This window comes from Candidatus Skiveiella danica (assembly GCF_022705245.1).
Taxonomy (GTDB): domain Bacteria; phylum Pseudomonadota; class Gammaproteobacteria; order Burkholderiales; family Burkholderiaceae_C; genus Skiveiella; species Skiveiella danica.
Map to the genome: position 1 here is coordinate 1 of NZ_JAKJEW010000013.1, position 23,523 is coordinate 23,523.

24 protein-coding genes are annotated in these 23,523 nt (G+C 66.3%); 11 read left to right on the forward strand and 13 right to left on the reverse strand.

All coding sequences use genetic code 11. The features are described from left to right. Positions 1–154: 154 nt before the first annotated feature. The 7 genes from ACMUOY_RS09095 (at position 155) to ACMUOY_RS09125 (ending at position 6,687) form a co-directional block, all read left to right on the forward strand. On the forward strand, positions 155–1,201 hold the full coding sequence (locus ACMUOY_RS09095) for a permease (protein WP_413892395.1): 1,047 nt from the start codon (positions 155–157) through the stop codon (positions 1,199–1,201). A 37-nt stretch (positions 1,202–1,238) separates the two neighbouring features. After that, positions 1,239–2,174 carry an MBL fold metallo-hydrolase gene (locus ACMUOY_RS09100; RefSeq protein WP_413892396.1) on the forward strand — a complete coding sequence of 312 codons (936 nt, stop codon included), beginning with the start codon at positions 1,239–1,241 and terminating at the stop codon, positions 2,172–2,174. Between the two features lie 47 nt (positions 2,175–2,221). Next, on the forward strand, positions 2,222–2,461 hold the full coding sequence (locus tag ACMUOY_RS09105) for a thioredoxin family protein (RefSeq protein WP_413892397.1): 240 nt from the start codon (positions 2,222–2,224) through the stop codon (positions 2,459–2,461). Between the two features lie 19 nt (positions 2,462–2,480). Continuing rightward, positions 2,481–3,452 carry a cation diffusion facilitator family transporter gene (locus ACMUOY_RS09110; protein WP_413892398.1) on the forward strand — a complete coding sequence of 324 codons (972 nt, stop codon included), beginning with the start codon at positions 2,481–2,483 and terminating at the stop codon, positions 3,450–3,452. Then, positions 3,445–4,266 carry a class II glutamine amidotransferase gene (locus tag ACMUOY_RS09115; protein ID WP_413892399.1) on the forward strand — a complete coding sequence of 274 codons (822 nt, stop codon included), beginning with the start codon at positions 3,445–3,447 and terminating at the stop codon, positions 4,264–4,266. Before ACMUOY_RS09110 ends, ACMUOY_RS09115 begins: the two co-directional genes overlap by 8 nt. Positions 4,267–4,350: 84 nt before the next feature. Next, on the forward strand, positions 4,351–4,626 hold the full coding sequence (locus tag ACMUOY_RS09120) for a DUF2789 domain-containing protein (RefSeq protein ID WP_413892400.1): 276 nt from the start codon (positions 4,351–4,353) through the stop codon (positions 4,624–4,626). Between the two features lie 132 nt (positions 4,627–4,758). Continuing rightward, positions 4,759–6,687 (forward strand): pyruvate kinase, encoded by a 1,929-nt coding sequence (locus ACMUOY_RS09125; protein WP_413892401.1) that lies wholly within the window; start codon positions 4,759–4,761, stop codon positions 6,685–6,687. Positions 6,688–6,768: 81 nt separating this feature from the next. Here the strand turns inward: ACMUOY_RS09125 and ACMUOY_RS09130 are convergent, their stop codons facing one another. From ACMUOY_RS09130 to ACMUOY_RS09170, 9 genes are all read right to left on the reverse strand, one after another. Beyond that, positions 6,769–7,005 carry a thioredoxin family protein gene (locus ACMUOY_RS09130; RefSeq protein ID WP_413892402.1) on the reverse strand — a complete coding sequence of 79 codons (237 nt, stop codon included), beginning with the start codon at positions 7,003–7,005 and terminating at the stop codon, positions 6,769–6,771. A gap of 30 nt (positions 7,006–7,035) precedes the next feature. Next, positions 7,036–8,484, reverse strand: a complete 1,449-nt coding sequence (locus ACMUOY_RS09135; RefSeq protein WP_413892403.1) for a permease — start codon at positions 8,482–8,484, stop codon at positions 7,036–7,038. Positions 8,485–8,549: 65 nt separating this feature from the next. Then, complete coding sequence (gene arsC, locus ACMUOY_RS09140) at positions 8,550–8,978, reverse strand: arsenate reductase (glutaredoxin) (RefSeq protein ID WP_413892404.1); 429 nt, start codon at positions 8,976–8,978, stop codon at positions 8,550–8,552. Further along, positions 8,975–10,066, reverse strand: a complete 1,092-nt coding sequence (arsB, locus tag ACMUOY_RS09145) for an ACR3 family arsenite efflux transporter (RefSeq protein ID WP_413892405.1) — start codon at positions 10,064–10,066, stop codon at positions 8,975–8,977. The genes arsC and arsB overlap by 4 nt, the downstream gene beginning before the upstream one ends. Continuing rightward, entirely contained in the window at positions 10,063–11,829 is a 1,767-nt protein-coding gene (gene arsA / locus ACMUOY_RS09150) for an arsenical pump-driving ATPase (RefSeq protein WP_413892406.1), read from the reverse strand. Before arsA ends, arsB begins: the two co-directional genes overlap by 4 nt. 34 nt (positions 11,830–11,863) lie before the next feature. Then, positions 11,864–12,241, reverse strand: coding sequence for an arsenic metallochaperone ArsD family protein (gene arsD, locus ACMUOY_RS09155; RefSeq protein ID WP_413892407.1), 378 nt, complete (start codon positions 12,239–12,241; stop codon positions 11,864–11,866). 33 nt (positions 12,242–12,274) lie between these two features. Further along, positions 12,275–12,781, reverse strand: a complete 507-nt coding sequence (locus ACMUOY_RS09160; RefSeq protein WP_413892408.1) for an arsenate reductase ArsC — start codon at positions 12,779–12,781, stop codon at positions 12,275–12,277. Further along, the gene (locus ACMUOY_RS09165) at positions 12,778–14,121 is read right to left on the reverse strand and encodes a hypothetical protein (RefSeq protein ID WP_413892409.1); all 1,344 of its coding nucleotides are present in this window, start codon (positions 14,119–14,121) and stop codon (positions 12,778–12,780) included. Before ACMUOY_RS09165 ends, ACMUOY_RS09160 begins: the two co-directional genes overlap by 4 nt. Positions 14,122–14,143: 22 nt before the next feature. Next, complete coding sequence (locus ACMUOY_RS09170) at positions 14,144–14,497, reverse strand: ArsR/SmtB family transcription factor (protein WP_413892410.1); 354 nt, start codon at positions 14,495–14,497, stop codon at positions 14,144–14,146. A 210-nt stretch (positions 14,498–14,707) separates the two neighbouring features. Between ACMUOY_RS09170 and ACMUOY_RS09175 the strand changes: the two genes are divergently transcribed. The 3 genes from ACMUOY_RS09175 to ACMUOY_RS09185 all read left to right on the forward strand — a co-directional run bounded on the left by ACMUOY_RS09175 (position 14,708) and on the right by ACMUOY_RS09185 (position 18,261). Continuing rightward, entirely contained in the window at positions 14,708–15,541 is an 834-nt protein-coding gene (locus ACMUOY_RS09175; protein WP_413892411.1) for a GNAT family N-acetyltransferase, read from the forward strand. 122 nt (positions 15,542–15,663) lie between these two features. Then, positions 15,664–17,796 (forward strand): polyphosphate kinase 1, encoded by a 2,133-nt coding sequence (ppk1, locus tag ACMUOY_RS09180; protein WP_413892412.1) that lies wholly within the window; start codon positions 15,664–15,666, stop codon positions 17,794–17,796. A gap of 3 nt (positions 17,797–17,799) precedes the next feature. Further along, positions 17,800–18,261: a SixA phosphatase family protein gene (locus ACMUOY_RS09185; RefSeq protein WP_413892413.1), complete on the forward strand. Its 462-nt coding sequence runs from the start codon at positions 17,800–17,802 to the stop codon at positions 18,259–18,261. Between the two features lie 57 nt (positions 18,262–18,318). Here ACMUOY_RS09185 and ACMUOY_RS09190 read toward each other — a convergent pair whose 3' ends face one another. From ACMUOY_RS09190 to ACMUOY_RS09205, 4 genes are all read right to left on the reverse strand, one after another. Next, positions 18,319–18,867, reverse strand: coding sequence for a hypothetical protein (locus ACMUOY_RS09190; protein ID WP_413892414.1), 549 nt, complete (start codon positions 18,865–18,867; stop codon positions 18,319–18,321). Positions 18,868–18,948: 81 nt separating this feature from the next. After that, entirely contained in the window at positions 18,949–20,448 is a 1,500-nt protein-coding gene (gene ppx / locus ACMUOY_RS09195) for an exopolyphosphatase (protein ID WP_413892415.1), read from the reverse strand. Between the two features lie 70 nt (positions 20,449–20,518). Then, a complete protein-coding gene (locus ACMUOY_RS09200; protein WP_413892416.1) occupies positions 20,519–21,658 on the reverse strand; it encodes an ABC transporter substrate-binding protein in 1,140 nt (379 codons plus the stop codon). Between the two features lie 93 nt (positions 21,659–21,751). Beyond that, entirely contained in the window at positions 21,752–22,234 is a 483-nt protein-coding gene (locus tag ACMUOY_RS09205; protein WP_413892417.1) for a fasciclin domain-containing protein, read from the reverse strand. 189 nt (positions 22,235–22,423) lie between these two features. Between ACMUOY_RS09205 and pstS the strand changes: the two genes are divergently transcribed. Beyond that, a complete protein-coding gene (pstS, locus tag ACMUOY_RS09210) occupies positions 22,424–23,467 on the forward strand; it encodes a phosphate ABC transporter substrate-binding protein PstS (RefSeq protein ID WP_413892418.1) in 1,044 nt (347 codons plus the stop codon). Positions 23,468–23,523: the final 56 nt, after the last annotated feature.

Genomic DNA, 23,523 nt, shown 5'->3' on the forward strand with positions numbered 1-23,523 from the left:
TTTCCGATCTTCCTTCATGCTGAACCTCCAGTTCTGAAATGGGGTGTTGCACTTGGAATTTGAGGGGGCCATGGGATGGTGCCTCTTTTTCTGGTATTTTTGCTTTTTGGTGGCTTTTCAGCGTCTTTTGGGCTCGTCGTTCGTCTTCACAGGCATGAGCACCGCCACCCACACCCTGCAGCGCTGGCCTTCGCGCCAGCCCGTCGCCTTCCTGATCCTGGCTCCCATTGTGTGGCTCGCGCTGTACCAGACGCTCAATCCGGCGGCCGAGGCGCTGGTGGCGGCCTTGCCGGTGGACCGGGCCAGCCATCTGGGCGGCGCCCTGCAGTTCTTCTTCTATGACACCCCCAAGGTGCTGATGCTGCTGACCGGCGTGGTGTTCGTCATGGGCATGGTCAACAGCTACTTCACACCCGAGCGCACCCGGGCGCTGCTGGCCGGGCGCAGCGAGGGCGCAGCCAACGTGATGGCGGCCAGTCTGGGCATCGTCACACCGTTCTGCTCCTGTTCGGCGGTGCCGCTGTTCATCGGCTTCGTGCAGGCGGGTGTGCCGCTAGGGGTGACGTTTTCCTTCCTGATCTCCGCGCCGATGGTCAACGAGGTGGCGCTGACGCTGTTGTTCGGCCTGTTCGGCTGGAAAATCGCGCTGCTCTACCTCGGCTTGGGCCTGAGTGTGGCCATCGTGGCTGGCTGGATCATCGGCCGCCTGAAGATGGAGGCGTACCTGGAGGACTGGGTGCGCGACATGCCCAGGACTTCGGCGCAGTTTGAGGATGCCGGGGCCACGCTGGCGGATCGTATTCAGGCCGGTTTTGCCTCGGTGCGCGAGATCGTCGGCAAGGTCTGGCCCTACATCCTGGCGGGTATCGCCATCGGCGCGGGCATCCATGGTTGGGTGCCGCAGGACTTCATGGCCAGCTTCATGGGCAAGGATGCCTGGTGGTCGGTGCCACTGGCTGTGCTGATCGGTGTGCCGATGTACACCAACGCGGCCGGGGTCATCCCGATCGTGCAGGCGCTGCTGGCCAAGGGCGCGGCGCTGGGCACGGTGCTGGCCTTCATGATGAGCGTTATTGCGCTGTCGCTACCCGAGATGATCATCCTGCGCAAGGTGCTGAAGATGCGGCTGATCGCCACCTTCGTGGCGGTGGTGGCCAGTGGCATCCTGCTGGTGGGGTTTGTGTTCAACGCCGTGCTGTGAGCACAGCGGCCTTTTTGATCTGAAAGCAGGAGACACGATGAAAAGCGGGATTGGCCAACGGCTGGCCGTGATGTTGACAACTCTGGCCATCGGGACCGCGCTGCCAGCCGCAGCTGTGGAGGTGGTCTTCAAACCCGTGGCCGACGGCGTGTATGCCTACGTGGGTGACATCGAAGGCCGCACCTACGAAAACGAAGGGCTGAATGCCAACATCGGCCTGGTCGTCACGCCGGCGGGCGCGGTGCTGATCGATAGCGGTGCAACCTTCCAGTCCGCCCGCAAGATCCATGAGGCGGCAAAGAAGGTCACGACCCAGCCTATCAGGTGGGTCATCAACACCGGCGATCAGGACCATCGCTGGCTGGGCAACGGCTACTTCAAGTCCCTGGGCATCGAGACCATCGCCCACGCCGATGGCGAGGACGACATGAAAGCCCGCTCCGGCGAACAGATGGAAGGCCTGAAGGTTCTCAAGGAGCGGCTCGACGGTACCGTGCCCACGTTACCCACGCGCTTCGTGAAGGACAAGGACACCCGCCTTGAACTGGGCGGCGTGGCGATCGAGCTCAAGCACCGCAGCGGCGGCCACACGCCGGGGGACACCCTGGTGTGGCTGCCGCAAAAGAACGTGCTGTTTGCCGGCGACGTGGTCTATGTCGATCGCGTGCTGGGCCTGCACCCGGTGAGCTGCACCAAAACCTGGCTGGAATCGTTCGCCGTGATCGACAGCCTCCAGCCGCAGATCATCGTGCCGGGCCACGGCAAGGTCACTGACCTCGCCACCGCCCAGGCCCAGACGCGCGACCTGCTGCTGGCGTTGCGCGCGCACATGAAGAAGGCGGTGGATGACGGCACCGACATCAGCACGGCCGTGAAAAGCTTCAACGGCCAGCTATTTGCCCACCTGAAGCACGCCGACGTGTGGATCCCGCAACTGGCCAACATGACCTATCTGGAGATGGAGCGCGAGTAGGGCGCTACACACCGAACTTCAAATTGTTTCACTCAAAGGAATCGATCATGGACATCAAGGTACTCGGCACGGGCTGTGCCAATTGCAAAAACACCATCGCCCTCATCGATCAGGTCGCCAAGGCGAAGGGCGTGGCCGTGACGCTGGGAAAAGTGGAAGAACTGCGTGACATCATGGGCTACGGCGTCATGAGCACCCCGGGCGTGGTCATTGACGGCAAGGTGGTGCATGCCGGCGGTGTGCCCAGCCGGGAAAAGGTCGAGCAATGGCTCGCCGCGGGCGCCTGATCGGCTGCAGAATGGGCGCATGAGCGACTCACATGATCACGCCACCGCGAGAGGGCATGGACACGCCCACGGGCATCACCACAAGGCAGGCCATGGCCCGGCCAACTTCAACCGGGCGTTTGCCATCGGCATTGCGCTGAATCTGGGCTTCGTGATCATCGAGGCGTTTTACGGCTGGAAGGTCAACTCTCTGGCCCTGCTGGCCGATGCGGGGCACAACCTCAGCGACGTGGCCGGGCTGGTGCTGGCGTGGGGCGGGACGCTGGCGGTCAAGATCCGCCCCAATGCCCGGCACACCTACGGCTGGAAGCGCGCCACGATTCTGGCGGCCTTTGCCAATGCCTTCCTGCTGCTGATGGCGATAGGTGCGCTGGTCTGGGAGGCGGTGGGCCGGTTGCTGTCGCCGGATCCGCTGGCGGCAGCACAGGGCATCACCATCATGGTGGTGGCCAGCATCGGCATCGGGATCAACACCGCCACGGCCTTATTGTTCATGCGCGGGGGCAGCAAGGATCTGAACATTCGAGGCGCCTTCCTGCACATGGCAGCCGACGCGCTGGTGTCGGCGGGGGTCGTGGTTGCCGGAGCGCTGACGCTGTGGATGGGCTGGGCCTGGCTTGACCCGGTGGTGAGCCTGGCCATTGCGGCCGTGATCCTCATCGGCACATGGAGTCTTTTCAGGCAGTCCCTGCACCTGCTGTTCGACGGCGTGCCCGACAGCGTGGACCCGGTGGCGGTTCGGGCCCTTCTGGCGGGGCTCCCGGGTGTCACACGGGTGCATGACCTGCATATCTGGGCGACGGGCACCTCCCATGTCACCCTGACCGCCCATCTGGTGATGCCGGAGGGAACCCCTGGCGACGCTTTTCTGAAAGACGCCACGGAGAAACTCCATGATGACTTCGAGATCACCCACGTGACGCTGCAGGTCGTTCAGATACCGTTCATGCGGGCTTGTGATGAATATGCCGGGGATGGCGACCATGTGTGAACTGCTGGCCATGTCGGCTTCGCAGCCGGCGCGACTGACCCTTTCGCTGAGAACCCTGGCCTCGCATGGCGCCCCCGATGCCGCTTCGCCCGACGGCTGGGGCGTCGCCTTTTACCAGGGCGATCATGTCGTGCTGCATCGCGAGGCCGCACCGGCGGGTGACAGTGCCCTGGTGCGCGAGCTGGAGGCTGGGGGGCCCAGCACGCCGCTGGCCCTTTCGCACATCCGCCGGGCGACGCAGGGCGCGGTCACGCTAGCCAATACGCAGCCCTTTGTGCGTGAACTGGCCGGGCGCACCCATGTTTTTGCGCACAACGGGAACCTGCCGGGCGTCCTGGAGCGCACACCGTTGCCCGCCAGTCGGTACCACCCGGTCGGCCAGACCGACTCCGAGCGGGTGTTCTGCGACCTGATGGAACGCCTTGGTGCCCTGTGGAACGGCGCCTTTGTGCCGCCATTGCAAGACCGGCTTTCCCTGCTGGCCGCGTTTGCAGCCGAGCTGCGTCCGCTGGGCCCGGCCAACTTCCTCTACGCCGATGGCGATGCCTTGTTCGCGCATGGGCACAGACGCATCCAGCGTGAGAGCGGCCGCATTGAGCCGCCAGGCTTGTGGCTGCTGCAGCGGCACTGCAAGCCGGGCGATCCCTTCCCGGACTGTCCCGCCATCGCAGTCCGTGGCGCCGGGCCGCAGACCGTGATGCTGGTCGCCAGCGTACCGCTGACGACGCAAACATGGCGTCCGCTGGCGGAGGGGGAACTCGTTGCGATCCGCGGCGGCGAGGTGGTATCCACCACACTGCCCGTGGTGTCATGACGCGCTGTCGCCATCCTGCGTTCTAATCGACGGGGCGAAAGACTGCTGCGCGATGCGCCAGCCAACCAACCTGCCGAGGGTGCCATGGACATGTCGTTACACCGCTTCACGGATCTTTTTGCACAGTTGGGACTGGCGTCTGACGAGGCCTCGATCCGCGGTTTCATCGCCGCTCATGCTCCGCTGGCGCCGGACCTCGCGCTGGCCGAGGCGCCCTTCTGGAGCGCTAGCCAGGCCGCTTTTCTGCGTGAAGAGATCGGCCGGGACGCCGAATGGGCGGAAGTGGTCGACCGGTTGAGTCTCGCGCTGCGCGGGGCAAGCCATCGCGCCTGGCCTGCAGCGGGCCCGACCGGCCTTTGACAGACGACGGCCAGCGGGCGCGGCCCCTGACCGCGATGACGGCAGGTGTCATCGGGATGTCACAGTGTTGGCCTAGACTGAAGGATGCCGTTTTGCGGCCGCATGCATCCCGATATCCCATTCCCACACCCCATGAGCAAAGCCAGCCACAAGCACCGGAACAAGCACCAACAGGAGAGGCCCCCCTCCGATGCCTGGGACGAAGACGAATGCAAGGGGGTCATTGAGAAGCTTTGGGCGCTGCGCGCCGCTATGCAAGCCAGCGAAAAGCGCCTGGCGCCGCTCTTGGGCGGCGCCGATGCCACCTACCAGGCCAGCGCCCGCAACCTGGCCCATTACCTGGCCCTGCGCCATGACGACCAGCGCACGCTGCAGGAATGGCTGACCCACGCCGGCGTGTCGTCACTGGGCCGCTCCGAATCCCATGCCATGGCCAATCTGGACAAGGTGTTGGGCATCCTGCACCGGCTGACCGGGCAGGCCTGGGCCACACATGGCGGCGACGAGCCCATTGGTACCCGCAGCAGCCGCAAGCTGCTGGAGCGCCACACGGCCGACCTGTTGGGCCCGTCTCCGGCCGAGCGGTCCGTGCGCATCATGGTCACGCTGCCCTCCGAGGCGGCCAGTGACTTCGGGTTGGTGCGCCAGCTGGTCGCCTCCGGCATGGACATTGCCCGCATCAACTGTGCTCACGACGGGCCGGACGAGTGGAAGGCGATGGCGTCGCGGGTGCGCCGCGCGGCGCGTGCCGTGGGCCGTCCGGTGCGCATCCTGATGGATCTCGGCGGACCGAAGCTGCGCACGGGGGGCTTGGCGCAGGGCGCAGCGGTGCTGAAACTTCGGCCCCAGCGTGACGACTTCGGCCGCCTCGTGACTGCCGCCCATGTGGGTTTGCGTCCGGCGGGTGCCACCATGCCGGTCGCGGGCGCATTCGTGCATGCCGGCGTCGACGCCGACTGGCTGGCGCGACTGGAGGTCGGCGATCGCATCGATTTCAAGGATGCGCGGGGTGCCCGGCGCTGTCTGAAGGTCTTGCACACGGACGAAATCGGCGCCCTCGCGGCTTGCGAGCAGACGGCTTATCTGGTGCCCGATACCACCCTCAAGCATGATCACAAGGGGAAAAAGCCTCGGCGCACCACGTTGACCGAGCTGCCCCGTGGCGAAGGCTTGCTGCATCTGCAGCGCGGCTCCGTCCTGCGGCTCACGCGGGCCGGCGCAGAGCCTGCGGCCGTGCCTGACCGGGTGCGGGGCAGCAATTTGACCACGATCGCGTCGGTGGCCTGCACGCTGCCCGAGGTGTTCGCCCAGGTCTGTGTCGGCGAGCGCATCTGGTTCGACGACGGCCGCATCGGCGGTGTGATCCGTCGCGTCGAGCCGGACGGGGTGGAGGTGGAGATCACCCACGCGCGCGACAGCGGCGAGAAGCTGGCCGGCGACAAGGGCATCAACCTGCCCGACAGCCAGCTCAGCCTGCCGGCCCTGACCGACAAGGACATCGCCGACCTGGCCGTGGCCACCAAGGTGGCCGACATGGTGGGCCTGTCCTTTGTGCAGCAGGCTGACGATGTCGAGGCGCTGCGCTCGCGCCTGCGGGAACTTGGCAAGCCCAACCTCGGCATCGTGCTCAAGATCGAAACCCGTCGCGCGTTCGAAAATCTGCCCGAACTGCTGTTTGCGGCGATGGCCGGCCCGGCGGCCGGCATCATGATCGCGCGGGGCGACCTGGCGGTGGAATGTGGCTACGAACGGCTCGCCGAAGTGCAGGAGGAGATCCTCTGGGCGGCCGAAGCGGCGCACATGCCGGTGATCTGGGCCACCCAGGTGCTGGAAACGCTGGCCAAGACCGGTCTGCCGTCCCGCGCCGAGATCACCGACGCCGCCATGGGTGAACGCGCCGAATGCGTGATGCTCAACAAGGGGCCGCACATCACGGAGGCCATGCGAACGCTGCACGACATCCTGCGTCGCATGCAGGCGCACCAGAGCAAGAAGCGCCCGTTGCTGCGGGCACTGCGCGCATGGGATCCGAGCGAGGGAGAACCGCCGACAGCGGGTTGATTCACTATTGATAGCAGCGCACGACCGTTGCGCGACGGGATGGGGGCTATCTGGCTGAAAAATTGGCCCTGTGGAGGCCGTTCAGGCGCCCATCCACTGCCGCACCTCGGCCTGCGTGGGAATTCGGCCGCTGCTCACCAGTTTCTCGTTGACCACCAGCCCGGGGGTAGACAGCAGGTCGTAGGCCATGATGGCCTTCATGTCGGTGACCTTGATGAATTCGGCCTCGACGCCGGCACTGGTGGCGGCTTCCCGCGCCACGGCTTCGAGCTTCTTGCAGTTGGCGCAGCCGGAGCCCAGAATCTTGACGGTGAGCATGGGGTTTCTCCTTTTGGAATCGGTCGGTTTCTACGAGCCTGCAACTGCACGCTGATGGCGACTTTGCAGCCAAGCCAAGGCGGCTACAAGTAACGCGGCAAACCCGGCCAAACCCAGAGCCAGCCAGACCGGGTTGATGCCATCGACCCAGGCGCCGTACAGCAAACCCGCGCAGATGCTGAAACCGGCGACCAGGCCGACGTAGGCGGCCGTCTTGGCGCGGCCGACGACGGCGGCCACCATCAACATGCTCTGCAGGCTCAGTTCCGGGTCGGCCATCAGGTAGGCCAGGAGCGGGCCAGGGTGCATGCCCAAGTCGAGGAACATGCGCGCCACCGGCACTTCCACCAGCGTCGGGAAGTACATGAACACGCCAAAGACCACCGCCACGGCATTGCCCTGCAGATTGTTCTGGCCGGCCAGGGCCTGGATCCATTCGGGCCGGATCAACTGGCGGATCACGCCCACGACAAAGACCCCGACCACCAGCAGCAGGAAGATCTGCTTCACGAAGCGCCAGGATTCCCACATCCAGGCTTGCCAGTCTTCCGGATTCAGCCGCCTTGCGTACCGAAGTACGGCCCACAGGGTCAGCGCCACGGCCACCACGCGGCCGGTGAGGGCGACCTGCAGCCCACCCGCATGCGGGGTGAGCCGTAGCGCCGCCACCCCCAGGGTGGTCGCCGCCAGGCCCAGCGCGATCCAGGTCCAGCGGTTGGCGCCTTCGACGATGTTTTCCAGGCCCTTCCAGGCGGTCGCACCGATCAGGAGCAGCAGCACGATCAGTAGCGAACCCTGCGCGCTGACGCCTTCTTCGCCTTTGGCCGCATCGAAAGGCACCCACTGGATCAAGGTGGCCTGCCAGGCCTCTGCCCAGGGCAGCGGCAGGTTCACTGTGGCGATGGTGGCGGTCAGTGGCCACAGCTTCAGCGTGCCGGCAACCAGCAGCGCCACCAGTGACAGCAGCACCCCGATGGCGGCCGGGCCGATGCTGGCCTTGTCGGCAAAGAGGGTGTCGGTCTGCGCATCGTGCGCGGCGTCGTCGCGCCAGAAGAGCAGGGCCATCAGCAGGCCGATGCCGATGCCGAACAGCAGGCACAGCACGAACCGGGCCGCGGCGAACTCGGCGCCCAGGATGCTGCCGGTGTAGGCCAGCGCCATGATGTTGCCGGCTGGCGCAAAAAAAAGGAAGGTGATGGCCGGTCCCAGGCCCGCGCCCTTGCGGTAGATGCCGGCGAACAAGGGCACGATGGTGCAGGAGCAGACCGCCAGCAGCGAGCCCGCCGCCGCGGCGGCCGGGTACGACACATGGCGCGGCGTTGTGCGACCCAGAAAGCGCGTGATGCTGGCCTTGGGAATCAGCGCGGCCATGGCCCCGGCAATGAAGAAAGCCGGCAACAGGCACAACAGCACGTGGGCGGCCAGGTAGGCGGCCAGATTGCCGGCGCCGCCGTTCAGCAAATGCAGGACGTCGCTCATAAGGAGGTCTTGAGAGGCAACCCGGTCAGCATCCTCCTCCGGGGACGGTCATGCCTTGCGGTGGGTCAAGCTTTGGCGCGACGACCCTGTGCGTCGATGACGACTTCTCCATCCTCTTTGGCAAACGGTCCCTTTTGCGCCGCAGGCAGCAGGTCCAGCACGGCCTCTGACGGCCGGCACAGGCGCGTGCCCAGCGGCGAGACGACGAGGGGCCGGTTCATCAGGATCGGGTGCGCCAGCATCGCGTCGATCAGCGCGTCGTCGCTCAGGGCCGGGTCGGCCAGTTTCAGCTCGGCGTAGATCGGCTCCTTGGCGCGGATCAGCTCGCGCACGGGCGCGCCCGTGGCCGCGATCAAGGCCACCAGTTCGGCGCGGCTGGGGGGCGTCTTAAGGTATTCGATGACCGTCGGCTCGATGCCGGCGTTGCGGATCATCGCCAGCACGTTGCGCGAGGTGCCGCATTTCGGGTTGTGATAAATCGTGATGGTGCTCATGAGGGGGTTCTTTCGGCGCTGAGGCCCTGTTCATACCAGTCTTTGGAGTTGTTGACGATCTTCACCACCAGCAGCATCACCGGCACCTCGATCAGCACGCCCACCACCGTGGCCAGCGCCGCGCCGGAGTTGAAGCCGAACAAGCTGATGGCGGCCGCCACCGCCAGTTCGAAAAAGTTGGACGCACCGATCAAGGCCGACGGGCAGGCGATGTTGTGCTTCTCGCCGACCGCACGGTTCAGCCAGTAGGCCAGTGCGGAGTTGAAGAACACCTGGATCAGGATCGGCACCGCCAGCAGGGCAATGATCAGCGGCTGGCGCAGGATGGCCTCGCCCTGGAAGGCAAACAGCAGCACCAGCGTGGCCAGCAGGGCGCTGATTGACCACGGTCCGACTTTTTCCATGGCGGCATCAAACGCCGCCTGCCCCTTGGCGAGCAGCGCCTTGCGCCAGAGCTGCGCCAGGATCACGGGGATCACGATGTACAGCACCACCGAGGTCAGCAGCGTGTCCCACGGTACGGTGATGGCCGAGATGCCCAGCAGAAAAGCCACCAGCGGCGCGAAGGCCACGATCATGATGCCGTCGTTCAGCGCCACCTGCGACAGCGTGAACAGCGGGTCGCCGCCGGTGAGCCGGCTCCACACGAACACCATGGCGGTGCAGGGCGCAGCGGCCAGCAGGATCAGCCCGGCGATGTAACTGTCAATCTGGTCAGGCGGCAGCAACGGCGCGAAGAGGTGGCGGATGAACAGCCATCCCAGGAAGGCCATCGAAAACGGCTTGACCAGCCAGTTCACGAACAGCGTGACGCCGATGCCGCGCATGTGCTGGCGCACCTCGTGCAGGGCGCCAAAATCCACCTTCACCAGCATCGGGATGATCATCACCCAGATCAACAGGCCCACGGGCAGGTTCACCTTGGCCACTTCCATGCCGCCGATGGCCTGGAACACGCCCGGCAGCAGCTGGCCGAGTGCGATACCCGCGACGATGCACAGGAACACCCAGACGGTGAGGTAGCGCTCGAACACGCTCATCGGCGCGTGCGCGGCCTGTTTGGCTGTGACTTCACATTGAACGCTCATGCAGCAACTCCATTCATGACCAGTTGTTCAAGGCGGTCCACGCCCACGGGCTCGTCTTCCAGCAGCGGCACCACGGCGTAGCGGCGGGCGTGGCAGGTGGCCACGGCTTCGATCTCGCTGCGTTCATTGCGCGCGCGCTGGCGCAGCAGGGGCGAGCTCACCGAGGCGGCAGCCACGCTGTTGTTGATGATCCAGGCCCAGGGCTCGATGCCGGCGCGGCGCAGGTCGGCCTGCAGGTTGGCGGCTTCCAGCACCGGCGTGGTCTCAGCCAGCGTCACCAGCAGCACCTTGGTCTGCTTCGGGTCCTGCAACTGCATCATCGGGGTGGTGAAGTGCACGCCGGTGCTGCCCATCTGGCGCACGATGTCGCGGTGGTAGGCGCCGGTGGCGTCGAGCAGCAGCAGGGTGTGGCCGGTGGGCGCGGTGTCCATCACCACGAACTTCTTGCCCGCCTCGCGGATGATCCGTGAGAAGGCCTGGAACACGGCGATCTCCTCGGTGCAGGGCGAGCGCAGGTCTTCTTCGAGCACCGCGCGGCCGGCGGCGTCGAGCGCCGCGCCCTTGGTGGCCAACACGTGGGCCCGGTAGGCCGCGGTGACCTCCTGCGGATCGATGCGGCTGACCGTCAGGTGCTCCAGCGTGCCATGCAGCGTCTCGGCCAGGTGCGCGGCGGGGTCGGAGGTGCTCAGGTGCACCGGGAGGCCGCGCCGGGCGAGTTCCACCGTCACGGCGGCGGCCAGCGTGGTCTTGCCGACGCCGCCCTTGCCCATCAGCATGACCAGGCCGTGGCCGTTCGCCGCGATGTCGTCCACCAACGCGGCAAGGCTGGGCGCGACCAGCGGGGCCTCGGGCGCAAGATCGTCCGCGCTTATGGGCGCTGAATCGCCCAGCAGGTGGCGCAAGGCATCCAGGCCGACCAGGTTGAAGGCCTTAAGCGGAATCTGGTCGGTGGGCAGCCGGGTCAGCTCGGCGGGCATGCGGCCTAGGGCGGCCCGTTCGCGCGCGACGATCGCGGCGGCCAGCGGGTCGGCTGCGGCCTCGACGGCCGGGAACACGCCGTTGACGACCAGGTACTGTTTTGAAAGGCCGATGGCCGCGAGTTCGGTGTGGGTGCGCGCGGCCTCCAACAGCGTGGAGGTCTGCGCGCGGGCGACCAGCACCAGCCGCGTGCGATCGGGGTCGGCCAGGGCATCGACAGCGGCCTTGTACTGGGCACGCTGCTTCTCCAGCCCGGCCAGCGGCCCCAGGCACGAGGCGTCGCCCTTGCCGTCTTCCAGAAAGCCGCTCCAGGCGCCGGGCAACTGCAGCATGCGGATGGTGTGCCCGGTGGGTGCGGTGTCGAAGATGATGTGCGCGTAGGCCTGCGTCAGCGCGGAATCGGTCAGCAGGCCGGTGAATTCGTCGAAAGCCGCGATCTCGGTGGTGCAGGCGCCCGAGAGCTGCTCCTCGATGCCCCGCACGACGTCATCCGGCAGCAGCCCGCGCACCGGTCCGACGATGCGGTCGCGGTAGGCTTGGGCTGCGGCCTGCGGGTCGATCTCCAGCGCGTCCAGCCCCGGCACGGCGGCCACGGGGGTGATGTGGTTGCCGATGGTGATGCCGAACACCTGCCCCACATTGGACGCCGGGTCGGTGCTGACCAGCAGCACGCGCTGGCCAACTTGTGCCAGTTCGATAGCCGTGGCACAGGCAATCGAGGTCTTGCCGACGCCGCCCTTGCCGGTGAAGAACAGGAACCGGGGCGGCTGTTGCAGAAAATTCATGGGGGCCTTCAGGGATACGTGTGGGGTGGCGTGTTCAACAGCATTTGCCGCCGGAGCAGCAACTGCCTGCGGGAGCCACTTCGGCCAGGACCGGGGCTGCTGCCGGCGCGGCCAGGCCAGCCCAGCGGGTCAGCTCGGCGCGGTTCGGGTAGCGGCCGGCCAGCGCGACTTCGCCGTCCACCAGCACCAGCGGCAGCGCCTCGGCACCCGAGCGCTCCAGAAAGGCCTTCACGGTGGCGTTGTGGGCAAAGTCCATCGGTTGCTGGGCCAGGTTGAAGCGTTCGATGGCGACGCCTTGCTGCTTCGCCCAGTCGAGGTCGGCTGCGAGGCTGACCAGCGACTGGTCGACGTCCTGGCCGCACACGCCACTGCTGCAGCACAGGGCGGGGTCAAAGATCTGGATGGTTTTCATGGTTTTTCCTAGTTTGTTCGTGTGAAGGTTCAATCAACGGCTTGCCAGTTCGCGGGCCGTGCCTTGCAGCAGGGTTTTTTCCAGCTTCTCGGTCGGCAGGCTCACCAGCAACTCCAGCCGGCGCTTCAGCGCATGCAGCGTTTGGCGGAAGGCCTCAAGCTTCTGGGCGTCGGTGCCGTCGCCGGCGGACGGGTCCGGGTAGCCCCAGTGCGCGGTGGCAGGCTGGCCGGGCCAGTACGGACAGACTTCACCAGCAGCGTTGTCGCAGACGGTGATGACCAGGTCCATGTGCGGGGCGTCGAGGGTTCCGAATTCGTCCCAGCTCTTGCTCTGCAGGCCCTCGGTGGAGATGCCGGCGTTCTGCAGCACCTGCAGGCCCAAGGGGTTGGGTTGCTGGTTCTCGCGTGGGCTGCTGCCGGCCGAAAAGGCCTTGAAGCGGCCTTTGCCGATGTGGTTGAGGATGGCTTCGGCCAGGATGCTGCGGGCCGAGTTGTGCGTGCACAGGAAAAGGACGTTCAGCGGGTGGGTGGTGTCGGTCATGGTGTGGCTGTCAGGACGTGGTTGTCGGAATGGGGCGTCGAAGGAATTCCGGGCGCAGCGGGTTCGAGGGACGGCAGCACAACGACGGGAGAGAACCCCCCGCCGGGCGTGCGGAAGTTGGTGGTTTGGCCGGTCCAGGTGCGCGCGGCCAGCAACTGGATCTGGCCCAGCCAGGTGTAGGCGCGCAAGTCCAGTTTGAGCCGCTGGGGCTGGCCATTCACCTCGACCAGGCGCTCGCTGGGCGGCACGAGGTCCTGCGCGACAAAGTCGCCGGCAAGGATGTCGCTCCAGACGCGGCGGGTGAGCTTGTCGCCACGGTAAGCGGCCTTGGCGCCATACCCCGCGACGGGCTTGAAGAACAGCTGGCGCCGGCGCGCCCACAGCGCATCGGCCTGCTCCTGCGTCACCTGCACGGTGCGCGGGATGGCGGCCTGCAGGATGCGCCGGTCTTGCGGGGAAACGCCCCAGGATTCGAGCAGCGCATCGTCGCCCAGCGTGACCAGGTTGCGCTTGTCGGCAAACAGGGCATGGGCGCGGGGATGCGGCGTCACCACCGCGCCGCCGGCCACGTAGGCTTCACGCAGCGCGGCATGCGAGGGATCGGAGAGGTCGAAGTCGGTCAGGCGGTTGTAGATCAGGTCCACCGGCTGGCCGGCGGGAAGGGCCGAGTGCCACAGCGCGCCGTCATGCCACTGCAGTTCGCGGGCATCGGCGACGGCGGTCGTGATGCCGTGCTGCAGGAACAGCTGCCGCGCCAGCGCGAACTCGGGCGCCAGGTACTGGGTGTCCGGTGCGTCGTCCACGATCAGCACGGTGCGCAGCGGTGCTTCTCCGCGCTGCGCCCGCCATTCGGCGCGGAACATCGCAAGAAAGGTTTCGTCGAGGTGAAGCAGGTCGGTCGAGGTGTCGAACAGGCCGCGCATCGAATCGCAGCAGGCCCGGTGCGCGCGCGCCAGGGCGGCGTTGAGCAGGGCGCCGCCGGCGTTGGTGTTGATCTCAATCAGGCGTGGACCGTCAGCGCCCATGTGGAAGTCGTAGCCCATGAACACGCCCGAGGGCCCGAAGGCGTGCCGGGCGATGGCCGGGGCGTTCGCCAGCGTGTAGTGCTGGTAGGCGGGCAGGGCGATCACCCGTTCGATGGCCGACACCGTGGCGGCCAGCGCATCGCGGGTTCCGGCGTCCAGAAACACGGCAGTGTCGGAGAACAGGTGGGGATGGCTCGCGGCCAGTTGCTGGGTCAGACCCGCCAGGCTGGGGTCGGTCTCAAGTTGTTCGCGCAGACGGTCCGGGCTCAGGGTCTGGCACATGCAGCCCAGGTTCAGTGCGTCGGCCAGGTTCATGGTGTTCTTCCTGTGCGGCAGGTCAGCAGTTGATGCAGTTCGCGGATTCGGTGAGCTCGCAGGCCTGCCCCTCGCAGCAGTGCTGCGTCAGGTAGCCGAGCAGGGCATTCATCTGCGCGAAGTTGGCGCGGTAGATCAGGTAGCGTCCGCGCGGCTCGCTGCTGACCAAACCCGCGTTGGCCAGTTCCTTGAGGTGGAAGGAGAGGGCGCTGGGCGCGATGCCGAGTTGCTCGGCGATCACCCCGGGCGTCAGGCCGGCAGGGCCGGCCACGACCAAGGCACGAAAGGCACGCAGGCGTTGCGGCTGGGCCAGTGCGGCCAGCGCCTTCACGGTGCGGGCCTCGTCGGCGACGGAATCAGGCTGTGTCGTTTCCATATTTCAATGATAGTTGAAATAGGTGACGATTCCGTGACGGGGATCAATGAAACCGTACGGGGTCACAAAACCATAGCGCCACATGACCCCTCGACGCTGGGATGGGGCTGAAAATGTCATCAAAACGACACACAGCTGCCATCAGGGTGTCACCCGGGCCTCGCACCATGCCTGGGTTGCCGTACCCCGCACGTAACCAGGAGATCGCCCATGAACGAACCCCTTGCCTCGCCGATGGCCCGGCTGCTGATGGCGCCGCAGACGCCGGCCCTGCGCCCGATCGCGTCGGGCTCTCCCAAAACGACCGAAGCGCGCGGCGGCCTGACGGTGACCTGGGCTCGGCACCAGGACGAGGTGCGGCTGGCCCAGCGGCTGCGCTTCGAGGTGTTTGCCGGCGAGATGGGCGCGCGCCTGCCGGTGACTGTGCCTGGCCACGACATCGATCTCTTTGACGATTTCTGCGAGCACCTGCTGGTGCGCGAATGTGCTGACGGCCCGGTCATCGGCACCTACCGCGTGCTGACGCCGGCCCAGGCCAAACGGGTGGGCCGCACCTACAGCGACACTGAGTTCGATCTGACCCGCCTGCGCGCGCTGCGACCGCGCATGGTCGAGCTGGGGCGCAGCTGTGTGCACCCCGATCACCGGCACGGCGGCGTGATCATGGTGCTGTGGGGCGCGCTGGCGGGCTTCATGGAGCGCAACGGCCTGGATGTCATGATGGGTTGCGCCAGCATTCCGATGCTGCACAACGGCGTGCTCAGTGGCGATGGGGCGGCCAGCGTGTGGCGGCAGCTGCGCGACACCCACCTGGCGCCGATTCAGGATCGCGTGTTTCCCCGCCTGGCGCTGCCCGTGGAGCAACTCGACGACCAGCTTGATGTCGAACCGCCCGCACTGATCCGGGGTTACCTGCGCCTCAGTGCGAAGGTGCTCGGCCCACCGGCCTGGGACCCGGACTTCAACACCGCCGATCTGCCCTTGCTGATGCGCCTGGACGAACTGGCGCCGCGCTTTCGCCGGGATTTCCTGCGCTCGGCATGAGGCACGGCTTCGGAATGGGCGACCCGATGTTTTCAGGGGACCCAGTAGCAAGGCCTACCGGATGGGCTGGGTGCCTCTGGATAGGCAACAATAGGCCTTCCTGAAGCCGCCCGTTCGCTCTGATGCCGATAGCCCCCGACTCCAAGTCCGACTCCCGCCTGCGCGAGGCCGTCCCTGACGCGTCGATCAGCTCGTCGCCCGTCACACTGCTGGACCGCGACCACAGCATCCTCGCCTTCAACGAACGGGTGCTTGACTGGGCCTGCCGTCCCGCGGTGCCCTTGCTGGAGCGGTTGCGCTACCTGTGCATTGTCTCGTCCAACCTCGACGAGTTCTTTGAAGTGCGGGCCGAGCCTCACCTCAGCGCCAGCCAGGCGGGCGCGCACCGGGGCCTGTACACGCGGGAGTCGTTCGAGGCGCTGGCTGCGAGCGCGAGCCGGCTGGTGACGCACCAGTACGTGATCTACAACGACCAGTTGTTGCCGGCCTTTCGCAAACGGGGCATCCGGATCGTCGCGCACGGCGAGCGCACGCCGGCGCAGCGCCGCTGGGTCAAGGCGTATTTCCAGCGCGAGGTCCGGCCCCTGCTGATTCCGGTGGGGCTGGACCCGTCGCACCCGTTTCCGCAGGTGGCCAACAAGTCGCTGAACTTCATCGTGCGCCTGGGGGGCAAGGATGCCTTTGGGCGCGCCAACGAGATCGCCATCGTCAAGGTGCCGCGCGTGCTGCCGCGCTTCATCCGCATGCCCGATGCGGTGTCCGAGGGGCGCACCCTGTTCGTCTCGCTCTCGAGCGTGATTCGCTCGCACCTGGTGGACCTGTTTGCCGGGCGCGAGGTCGGGCAGTTCTCGCAGTTTCGGGTCACCCGGCATTCCGACCTGTCGGTGGACGAGGAGGATGTGGAGAACCTGCGCACCGCCTTGCGCCAGGGCCTGGTGCACCGCCATTTCGGCCAGGCCGTGCGGCTCGAGGTGTCGGCGGGCTGTTCCGAATACCTCAGCAGTTTCCTGCTGCGCCAGTTCGGCCTGCCGGCGCAGGCGCTGTACCGGGTGCACGGCCCGGTGAACCTGGCCCGCCTCACGCAGCTGATCGACCTGGTGGACCGGCCGGAGTTGCTGTTTGCGCCCTACAAGGCAAGCTACCCGGTGCAGCTGAACGCTGGCGAATCCTTCTTTTCGCGCCTGAAGCAGGGCGATGTGCTGATCCACCAGCCGTTCGAGAGCTTCGACGGGGTGCTGGCGTTCCTGCGCGAGGCGGTGAACGATCCCGACGTGCTGGCCATCAAGCAGACCATCTACCGCACCGGCTCGGATTCGGAGCTCATGGAGCTGCTGCGCGAAGCGGTGCGCCGCGGCAAGGAGGTCACCGTCGTGGTGGAACTGAAGGCGCGCTTCGACGAAGAGGCCAACATCAACTGGGCCGAGGCGTTGGAGTCGATCGGCGCACAGGTCGTGTACGGCGTGCTGGGCCTGAAGACCCACGCCAAGATGCTGTTGCTGACGCGACGCGAGGGCAAGACCCTCAAGCGCTACGGGCACCTCTCCACCGGCAACTACAACCCGCGCACCGCGCGCCTGTATACCGACGTCAGTTGCCTGACGGCGGATCCACTGTTGACCGCCGACATGGAGCATCTGTTCGTGCACATCGCCAGTCAGAGCCATCTACCGCGCATGAACCGCTTGCTGCTGGCGCCGTTCGGATTGCACACGAAATTGATTGCGAAGATTGCGGCGCTTGGCGCCCTGGCTGCGTCAGGCAGGGACGCACGCATCGTCGTCAAGATGAACGCGCTGACCGACGAGGCGCTCATCCTGGCGCTGGTGGCCGCCGGGCGCCAGGGTGTGAAGATCGACCTGATCGTGCGCGGGGCCTGCATGTTGCCCGCCGGGGTGCCGGGCGTGACCGACAACGTGCGGGTGCGCTCGGTGATCGGACGCTTCCTGGAGCATTCCAGGGTGTTCTATTTCCGGGGCGACGGTGCCGAGGAGCTGTACCTGTCCAGCGCCGACTGGATGAACCGCAACATGCTGCGCCGCGTCGAGCTGGCCTGGCCGGTGACCGATCCGGTGCAGCGCCAGCGCGTCATTGACGAATGTCTGGTGGCCTACCTGCACGATGGACGCGATGCCTGGGATATGGGAAGCGATGGCGTGTACCACCGGGTGGATTTGAAGGCGAAGCCGCCAGGGCACGGCGCCCAGGCGGCATTGATGGCGCGTTATGCCGCGTCCGAGAGTGAAAAGGGAGAATAGAGGATGGATCTGATTCTTTGGCGTCACGCGGAGGCCTTCGACCTGGCTGAGGGGGGAACCGACCTGGAGCGCATGCTCACCCCGCGCGGCGAGAAGCAGGCGGCGCGCATGGCGGCCTGGCTCGATCGGCAACTGCCCGAGGGCGTGCGCGTCCTGTGCAGCCCGGCCCGGCGCACCGAGCAGACCGCGCAGGCACTCGGGCGCAAATACAAGTTGCGCAGCGAACTGGCGCCTGAAGGCCATGTCGACGATCTGCTGGCCGTGGTGGGCTGGCCGCAGACACGGGCTCCGATCCTGGTGGTGGGGCATCAGCCTACCTTGGGGCAGACCCTGTCACGCTTGCTGGGTTTGCAGAATCCGGAGTGCCCGGTACGCAAGGGGGCCGTCTGGTGGGTGCGCAGTCGCGAACGCGAAGGCGTGCTGCAGACCGTCGTCGTGACAGTCCAGACGCCCGAACTGCTTTGATGCATCGAGGCAGGGCAAGGGGCGCACGCCGCGACGGCGTCGCCGGCCCGAGGCGTTTCAGTTCTTGCCGGCCTTCTTTTCGGCAGTCGGCTTGAGCGGCGGCAACTGACCGAGCTCGGCCTTGAAGGCGGTATCGCTCAGCGCGGTGAGCAGGCGAATGCCGGCGCGCAGCAGGGCGTTCTTTTTTACCGGTACGGCCAGCTTGGCCGCGCGCTGCTTGAGGGCCACCAGCGCTGCATAGTCGTCCGCGGTCACCGTGAAACGGTCGCGCACCAGCTTGGGCTTCCTGACCTTGGCAGGCTTTGCCGGCTTGGCCGGCTTCGTGTCGGCCTTGGTCGGCTTGGCAGCCTTTGGAGCCGCTTCTGCCTTTGCAGGCTTGTCCGGCTGGGCAAAGGCCTTGGCGAGCGGCTTTGCCGCCGGTATGGCAGCAGCCTTCGGCGTGGACTTTGCGCTGGCCCTGGCGTTCACAGGCCCGGCCGGCATCGCTGCCGGTTTTTTGGCGGCGGCCTTGCGGCTGGAAGGTGCCCGCGCCGCGGCCACGGGTGCCACCGGGGCCGCCGGCGCAACGGCAGCGGTTGTCGGAGGGGTTGGGGTTTTGGTGCTCATGGCGCCTCCTTGGTCGTATCGTTCAGTTTCGGTCCAATGCCCATTGATCAAGCATCCGAAGTGGCATTATCCTGCGTTGTATCAGGACTGCAGAATTTGCAGGGACCAGGGCGTGCGTTGCCACGCATTCGCCTCTTCGCGCAGCAGGTGCGCGGACTGCGGCCAGGCTTCGCTCCAGCCGTCGCGCAGGCTGACCGAAACACGGCGCGGGCTGTTGAGGTTGCAGGCCACAACGAGGTCTTTGAGATCAGGGTCACGCCGGGCATGGCACAACACCACGGCCAGCCGCAACGCCAGCAGTTGCTGCACGAAGGTCACGTCGTTGAAATCGATCACCAGCTTGGCGAGCTTGCCGCGATGGCCCAGGACCAACTGCCCCAGGCGCTCCAGTTCGGACAACGAAAACCCCGGCGCATCGGAATTGCCCAGGATGTACGCACCGTGCTTGTGATAGTCGCTGTGCGAGATCTGTGCGCCGATTTCGTGCAGTTGAGCCGCCCAGGCGAGCTTGTTTTCCAGCCGGCCGGCCTGGCTTTCGGTCATTCCCGGTCGCATCTGGCGGAACAGTCCGCAGGCGATGCGGCTGACACGGTTGGCGTGCACCGTGTCGACGCCGAACTTGCGGGTCAGGCGCTGCACGGTCGTGGCGCGCACGTCGGTCTGGATGTGCTCGCGGTCCAGCAGGTCGTAAAGCGCGCCTTGGCGCAATGCGCCCTCGGCCGCGCGCATCTCGTCGATTTCGAGCAGGTCAAACACCGCGCGCAGCACGGCAAGCCCGCCCCCGATCACCGCGCGCCGGTCGTCCTTCAGGCCTTCGATGCGCAGATTGTCGGCCCGGCGCGCCTTCAGCAGGCGGTCCAGCAGCCAGTCCAGCCCCTCCCGCGTCACCGAGGCCGCTGCACCACCGGCCATCCCCAGTACGTCGGCGACTGCACCGATCGTGCCTGAAGCGCCGTAGGCCACGTCCCAGCTGCTGGGCCGGTAGGCGTTGAGCGCTTCGTCGAGCACGGCCTTGGCGGCAATCTCGGCCATCCTGAATGCTGACGGCGTGAACTGCGCGTCGGGAAAGTAGCGCATCGACCAGGCCACACTGCCCACGCGGTAGGACTCCATGACCTGGGCCTCGAAACCCTGGCCCAGAATCAGTTCAGTGGACCGTCCGCCGATATCGACGACCAGGCGGCGTTCGGCGGACTGCGGCAGCGAGTGCGCCACACCCTGGTAGATCAGGCGGGCCTCCTCGCGCCCGGACACCACGTCGATCGGGAAGCCGAGAATGCGCTCAGCTTCGATCAGAAACTCGGCCCGGTTGCGCGCTTCGCGCAGCGTCTGGGTCGCGACCGCGCGCACATGATGCTTCTTGAACCCTGCCAGCCGCTCGCCGAAGCGTGCCAGGCAGTCCCAGCCGCGCTGCATGGCTGCCGGAGTCAGGTTGCGATCATCGTCCAGGCCGCTGCCCTGGCGCACGGTCTCTTTCAGGTATTCGGTCCGGTGGATCTGACCGTGGTCAAGGTGGCCGATTTCAAGGCGGAAGCTGTTGGATCCCAAGTCCACAGCGGCGAGGCGGGTACCGTTTTGCATGAATGAATTCTTGTTGCTGGGGTCAGCATAGCATTCGCGCCGACTACGGCGCGCAATGGGCGCGCGCACTTCAGCCAATGACGCGGCCATCGGCGGTCAGCATGCTCTGGGTGACGTAGGTGCTGCCGAATCGCTGGGGGTTGAAGCTGATGCGGTAGCCGCCCATGTCCAGCGCCGCGCGCTTCTGAAAGGCGGTCATCACGTTGGCACGGGTCATGGCGCCGTCCACATCGTCCAGCACCTCGCTGGTGTAGCGCGCCGCCAGAAATCCCGCCAGGCCGAGCGGCGAGGGCGGCTCGTCAAACAGGCGGCCGAGCACGTCGCGGTAGGCCCGCACCACCGGCAGGCTGGCGGTGACCATGGGCACCGGCTGGGTGGCGATCACCGGGGTGTTGCGGGCGGCCCCCATTTGCATCAGGGTCTGCAGGTTCACATCGGCCAATGCGACGAGGTAGCGCTGGCGCGACTGCTTTTCCAGGCCCTGGGTGAAGCGGGCCAGCTCGGGCGTGCCGCCGACGAACAGCAGGATGGCTGGCGTGCCAGAGTTCAGCCGCTGGCCCAGGTCGCGCGCGTCGCCGGTGTTCCGGAAACTCTGCAGGCGCAGCTGAAGGGCAGCCGCCGTCCGTTCGACCCCGTCGTGCTGCAGGGCATAGTCCTGCGGGGTGGCGTAGATCGCCCCCAGGTCCCGCACACCCATGTTGGAGAGCGACTTGAGGGCGTGGACGATCTGGTCCTGGCGGGTGGCAAAGATCGGAAACGTCCGCTCGTCCACGTCACCGGCGTCCTGCAGCCAGGGTGCGGCGTGGGCGATCGCCAGGTTCTCCGCCCGCAGGTGGTCCCACAGCTGCCGCGCCGTGATGGCGGCCACCGTGCCCGACAGGGCGACGCAGGCCGGGTTGTCCCGCACCTGCGCCAGCGCCGCGCGCAGGCTGCCCGGGCTGCCATCGGTTTCGATGGACAAGTGCTGTACCGTGCGCCCGCGCGCGCCGGCGCGGCTGTTGAGGTCGGCCCAGGCGGCGCGCGAGCCGATCAGGAAGTCCTTTGACACGTCCTGCTGCTGCAGGGACACATCGACGATCTGGGCCACCACGGGGTTGCGGGACGAGCCGCGAGCGGCCTGGGCCCGCGCCATGGGCAAGGCAGCGCTTGCCGCGATCACGGCCGCACCCGAGCGCAGCAGGCGGCGCCGGCTGGCGTTCAACAAGGGCATGAAGACTCCTGTGAGGCGCTACCAAAGAGATAGCTGAATATGACCAATCGGCGCTGGGATGGGGCAAAAATGATAGAGAAAACGGGTCCCAGCTCATTTCTGGGCTGGCGGCAGCAGCACCCGATCCACGACGTGCACGACGCCGTTGGTGGCCTTGATATCGGCCGTCACGACCATGGCCTCTTCCACCGTGACGTAAGCGCCAGTGCGCGAAAGTGTCAGATTCGTGCCCTGAACGGACATGACCGGACCGTTTTTCACCTCGGCAGCCATGACCTGCGCGGGCACCACGTGGTAGGTCAGGACCGCTTTCAGGCGGGCTGGGTCCTTGGCGAGCTCGTCCATCGTCCGGGCGGACACGGCCTTGAAGGCGTCGTTGTTCGGGGCAAACACCGTGAAGGGGCCGGGGCCCTTGAAGGTGTCGTTCAGGCCAGCCTTGACGACCAGCCCGTGCAGCGTGCTCAGCGACGGGGTTTGCGCCAGGGTGTCGGCAACGGATACCGGAACCGGTTGGGTGGCGCAGCCGGCGACAAGGGCCAGGGCGGCGGCGAGGCAGAGGAAGCGGCGATTGATCATGGCGATGGTCCAAGGTAGGTGGAGGCGCCCAGCATAGGCAGGGCGTGTGTCAGATTCGTGACACCAGCCTGCCCCGCGCCGGGATCAAGCCCTTGAAATCAAAGTCCTTTTCCCCGTGATTTGTCACACCGTTGTCACACAAGCTTCCTACAGTCGGCTTATTGATCAACCCAAACCAAAGGTAACCGCATGAATACGACCCTGAAATTCGCCGTGGGCAGCCTGATCGGCGCGACCGCCATCTCCTTCTCCCTGGGCGCCCTGGCGCAGGACATCACGGGCGCCGGCGCCACTTTCCCGGCGCCGCTGTACGCCAAATGGGCATCCGAGTACAACAAGGCCACGGGCATCAAAGTCAACTACCAGTCGGTCGGCTCCGGCGCGGGCATCAAGCAGATCGACTCCAAGACCGTGGCATTCGGCGCGTCCGACATGCCCCTGAAGGACGAAGATCTGGCGAAAAAGGGCCAGCTGCAGTTCCCCACCGTCATTGGCGGCGTGGTGCCGGTGATCAACGTCAAGGGCATCGAACCCGGCCAGCTCAAGCTCACGGGCCAGGTGCTGGGCGACATCTTTTTGGGCAAGATCACCAAGTGGACCGATCCGGCCATCAAGGCGTTGAACCCTGGCGTGGCGCTGCCCGACGCAGACATCGCACCGGTGCGCCGTGCCGACGGCTCGGGCACGACCTTCATCTTCACGAACTACCTGAGCAAGGTGAATGCCGAGTGGAAGGGCAAGGTGGGTGAGGGCACCGCCGTGAACTGGCCTGCCGGCGCGGGGGGCAAGGGCAATGAAGGTGTGGCAGCCTTCGTGAACCGGCTGCCGAACTCCATCGGTTACGTCGAATACGCCTATGTCAAGCAGAACAAGATGAACTATGCGCTGATGCAGAACAGCACCGGCGCCTTCGTCGCACCGGACGATGCGACGTTCAAGGCAGCCGCCGCCGGCGCGGATTGGGCCAAGAGCTTCTACCAGATCCTGACCAACCAGCCCGGCAAGGACGCGTGGCCGCTGACGGGTGCGACCTTCATCCTGATGCACAAGGCGCAGGACAAGCCAGCGGAGGCCGCTTCGGCCCTGAAATTCTTTGCCTGGGCCTACAAGAACGGCGACAAGATGGCGGAAGACCTGGAATACGTGCCGATGCCGGCCGTCGTGAAGGCGCAAGTCGAGAAGGCCTGGGCTGAGGTCAAGGACACCGCCGGCAAGCCGGTGGCGTTCAAGTAAACCGATCGCTCTGCCGAAAGACCTTCAGGATCCTCGACGTGTCATCTACACTGCCG

Bases quoted from the DNA above. Each gene is read 5' to 3' on its own strand.
- ACMUOY_RS09095 (WP_413892395.1), top strand. From the start codon at position 155: ATGAGCACCGCCACCCACACCCTGCAGCGCTGGCCTTCGCGCCAGCCC.
- ACMUOY_RS09100 (WP_413892396.1), top strand. From the start codon at position 1,239: ATGAAAAGCGGGATTGGCCAACGGCTGGCCGTGATGTTGACAACTCTG.
- ACMUOY_RS09105 (WP_413892397.1), top strand. From the start codon at position 2,222: ATGGACATCAAGGTACTCGGCACGGGCTGTGCCAATTGCAAAAACACC.
- ACMUOY_RS09110 (WP_413892398.1), top strand. From the start codon at position 2,481: ATGAGCGACTCACATGATCACGCCACCGCGAGAGGGCATGGACACGCC.
- ACMUOY_RS09115 (WP_413892399.1), top strand. From the start codon at position 3,445: ATGTGTGAACTGCTGGCCATGTCGGCTTCGCAGCCGGCGCGACTGACC.
- ACMUOY_RS09120 (WP_413892400.1), top strand. From the start codon at position 4,351: ATGGACATGTCGTTACACCGCTTCACGGATCTTTTTGCACAGTTGGGA.
- ACMUOY_RS09125 (WP_413892401.1), top strand. From the start codon at position 4,759: ATGAGCAAAGCCAGCCACAAGCACCGGAACAAGCACCAACAGGAGAGG.
- ACMUOY_RS09130 (WP_413892402.1), bottom strand. From the start codon at position 7,005: ATGCTCACCGTCAAGATTCTGGGCTCCGGCTGCGCCAACTGCAAGAAG.
- ACMUOY_RS09135 (WP_413892403.1), bottom strand. From the start codon at position 8,484: ATGAGCGACGTCCTGCATTTGCTGAACGGCGGCGCCGGCAATCTGGCC.
- arsC (WP_413892404.1), bottom strand. From the start codon at position 8,978: ATGAGCACCATCACGATTTATCACAACCCGAAATGCGGCACCTCGCGC.
- arsB (WP_413892405.1), bottom strand. From the start codon at position 10,066: ATGAGCGTTCAATGTGAAGTCACAGCCAAACAGGCCGCGCACGCGCCG.
- arsA (WP_413892406.1), bottom strand. From the start codon at position 11,829: ATGAATTTTCTGCAACAGCCGCCCCGGTTCCTGTTCTTCACCGGCAAG.
- arsD (WP_413892407.1), bottom strand. From the start codon at position 12,241: ATGAAAACCATCCAGATCTTTGACCCCGCCCTGTGCTGCAGCAGTGGC.
- ACMUOY_RS09160 (WP_413892408.1), bottom strand. From the start codon at position 12,781: ATGACCGACACCACCCACCCGCTGAACGTCCTTTTCCTGTGCACGCAC.
- ACMUOY_RS09165 (WP_413892409.1), bottom strand. From the start codon at position 14,121: ATGAACCTGGCCGACGCACTGAACCTGGGCTGCATGTGCCAGACCCTG.
- ACMUOY_RS09170 (WP_413892410.1), bottom strand. From the start codon at position 14,497: ATGGAAACGACACAGCCTGATTCCGTCGCCGACGAGGCCCGCACCGTG.
- ACMUOY_RS09175 (WP_413892411.1), top strand. From the start codon at position 14,708: ATGAACGAACCCCTTGCCTCGCCGATGGCCCGGCTGCTGATGGCGCCG.
- ppk1 (WP_413892412.1), top strand. From the start codon at position 15,664: ATGCCGATAGCCCCCGACTCCAAGTCCGACTCCCGCCTGCGCGAGGCC.
- ACMUOY_RS09185 (WP_413892413.1), top strand. From the start codon at position 17,800: ATGGATCTGATTCTTTGGCGTCACGCGGAGGCCTTCGACCTGGCTGAG.
- ACMUOY_RS09190 (WP_413892414.1), bottom strand. From the start codon at position 18,867: ATGAGCACCAAAACCCCAACCCCTCCGACAACCGCTGCCGTTGCGCCG.
- ppx (WP_413892415.1), bottom strand. From the start codon at position 20,448: ATGCAAAACGGTACCCGCCTCGCCGCTGTGGACTTGGGATCCAACAGC.
- ACMUOY_RS09200 (WP_413892416.1), bottom strand. From the start codon at position 21,658: ATGCCCTTGTTGAACGCCAGCCGGCGCCGCCTGCTGCGCTCGGGTGCG.
- ACMUOY_RS09205 (WP_413892417.1), bottom strand. From the start codon at position 22,234: ATGATCAATCGCCGCTTCCTCTGCCTCGCCGCCGCCCTGGCCCTTGTC.
- pstS (WP_413892418.1), top strand. From the start codon at position 22,424: ATGAATACGACCCTGAAATTCGCCGTGGGCAGCCTGATCGGCGCGACC.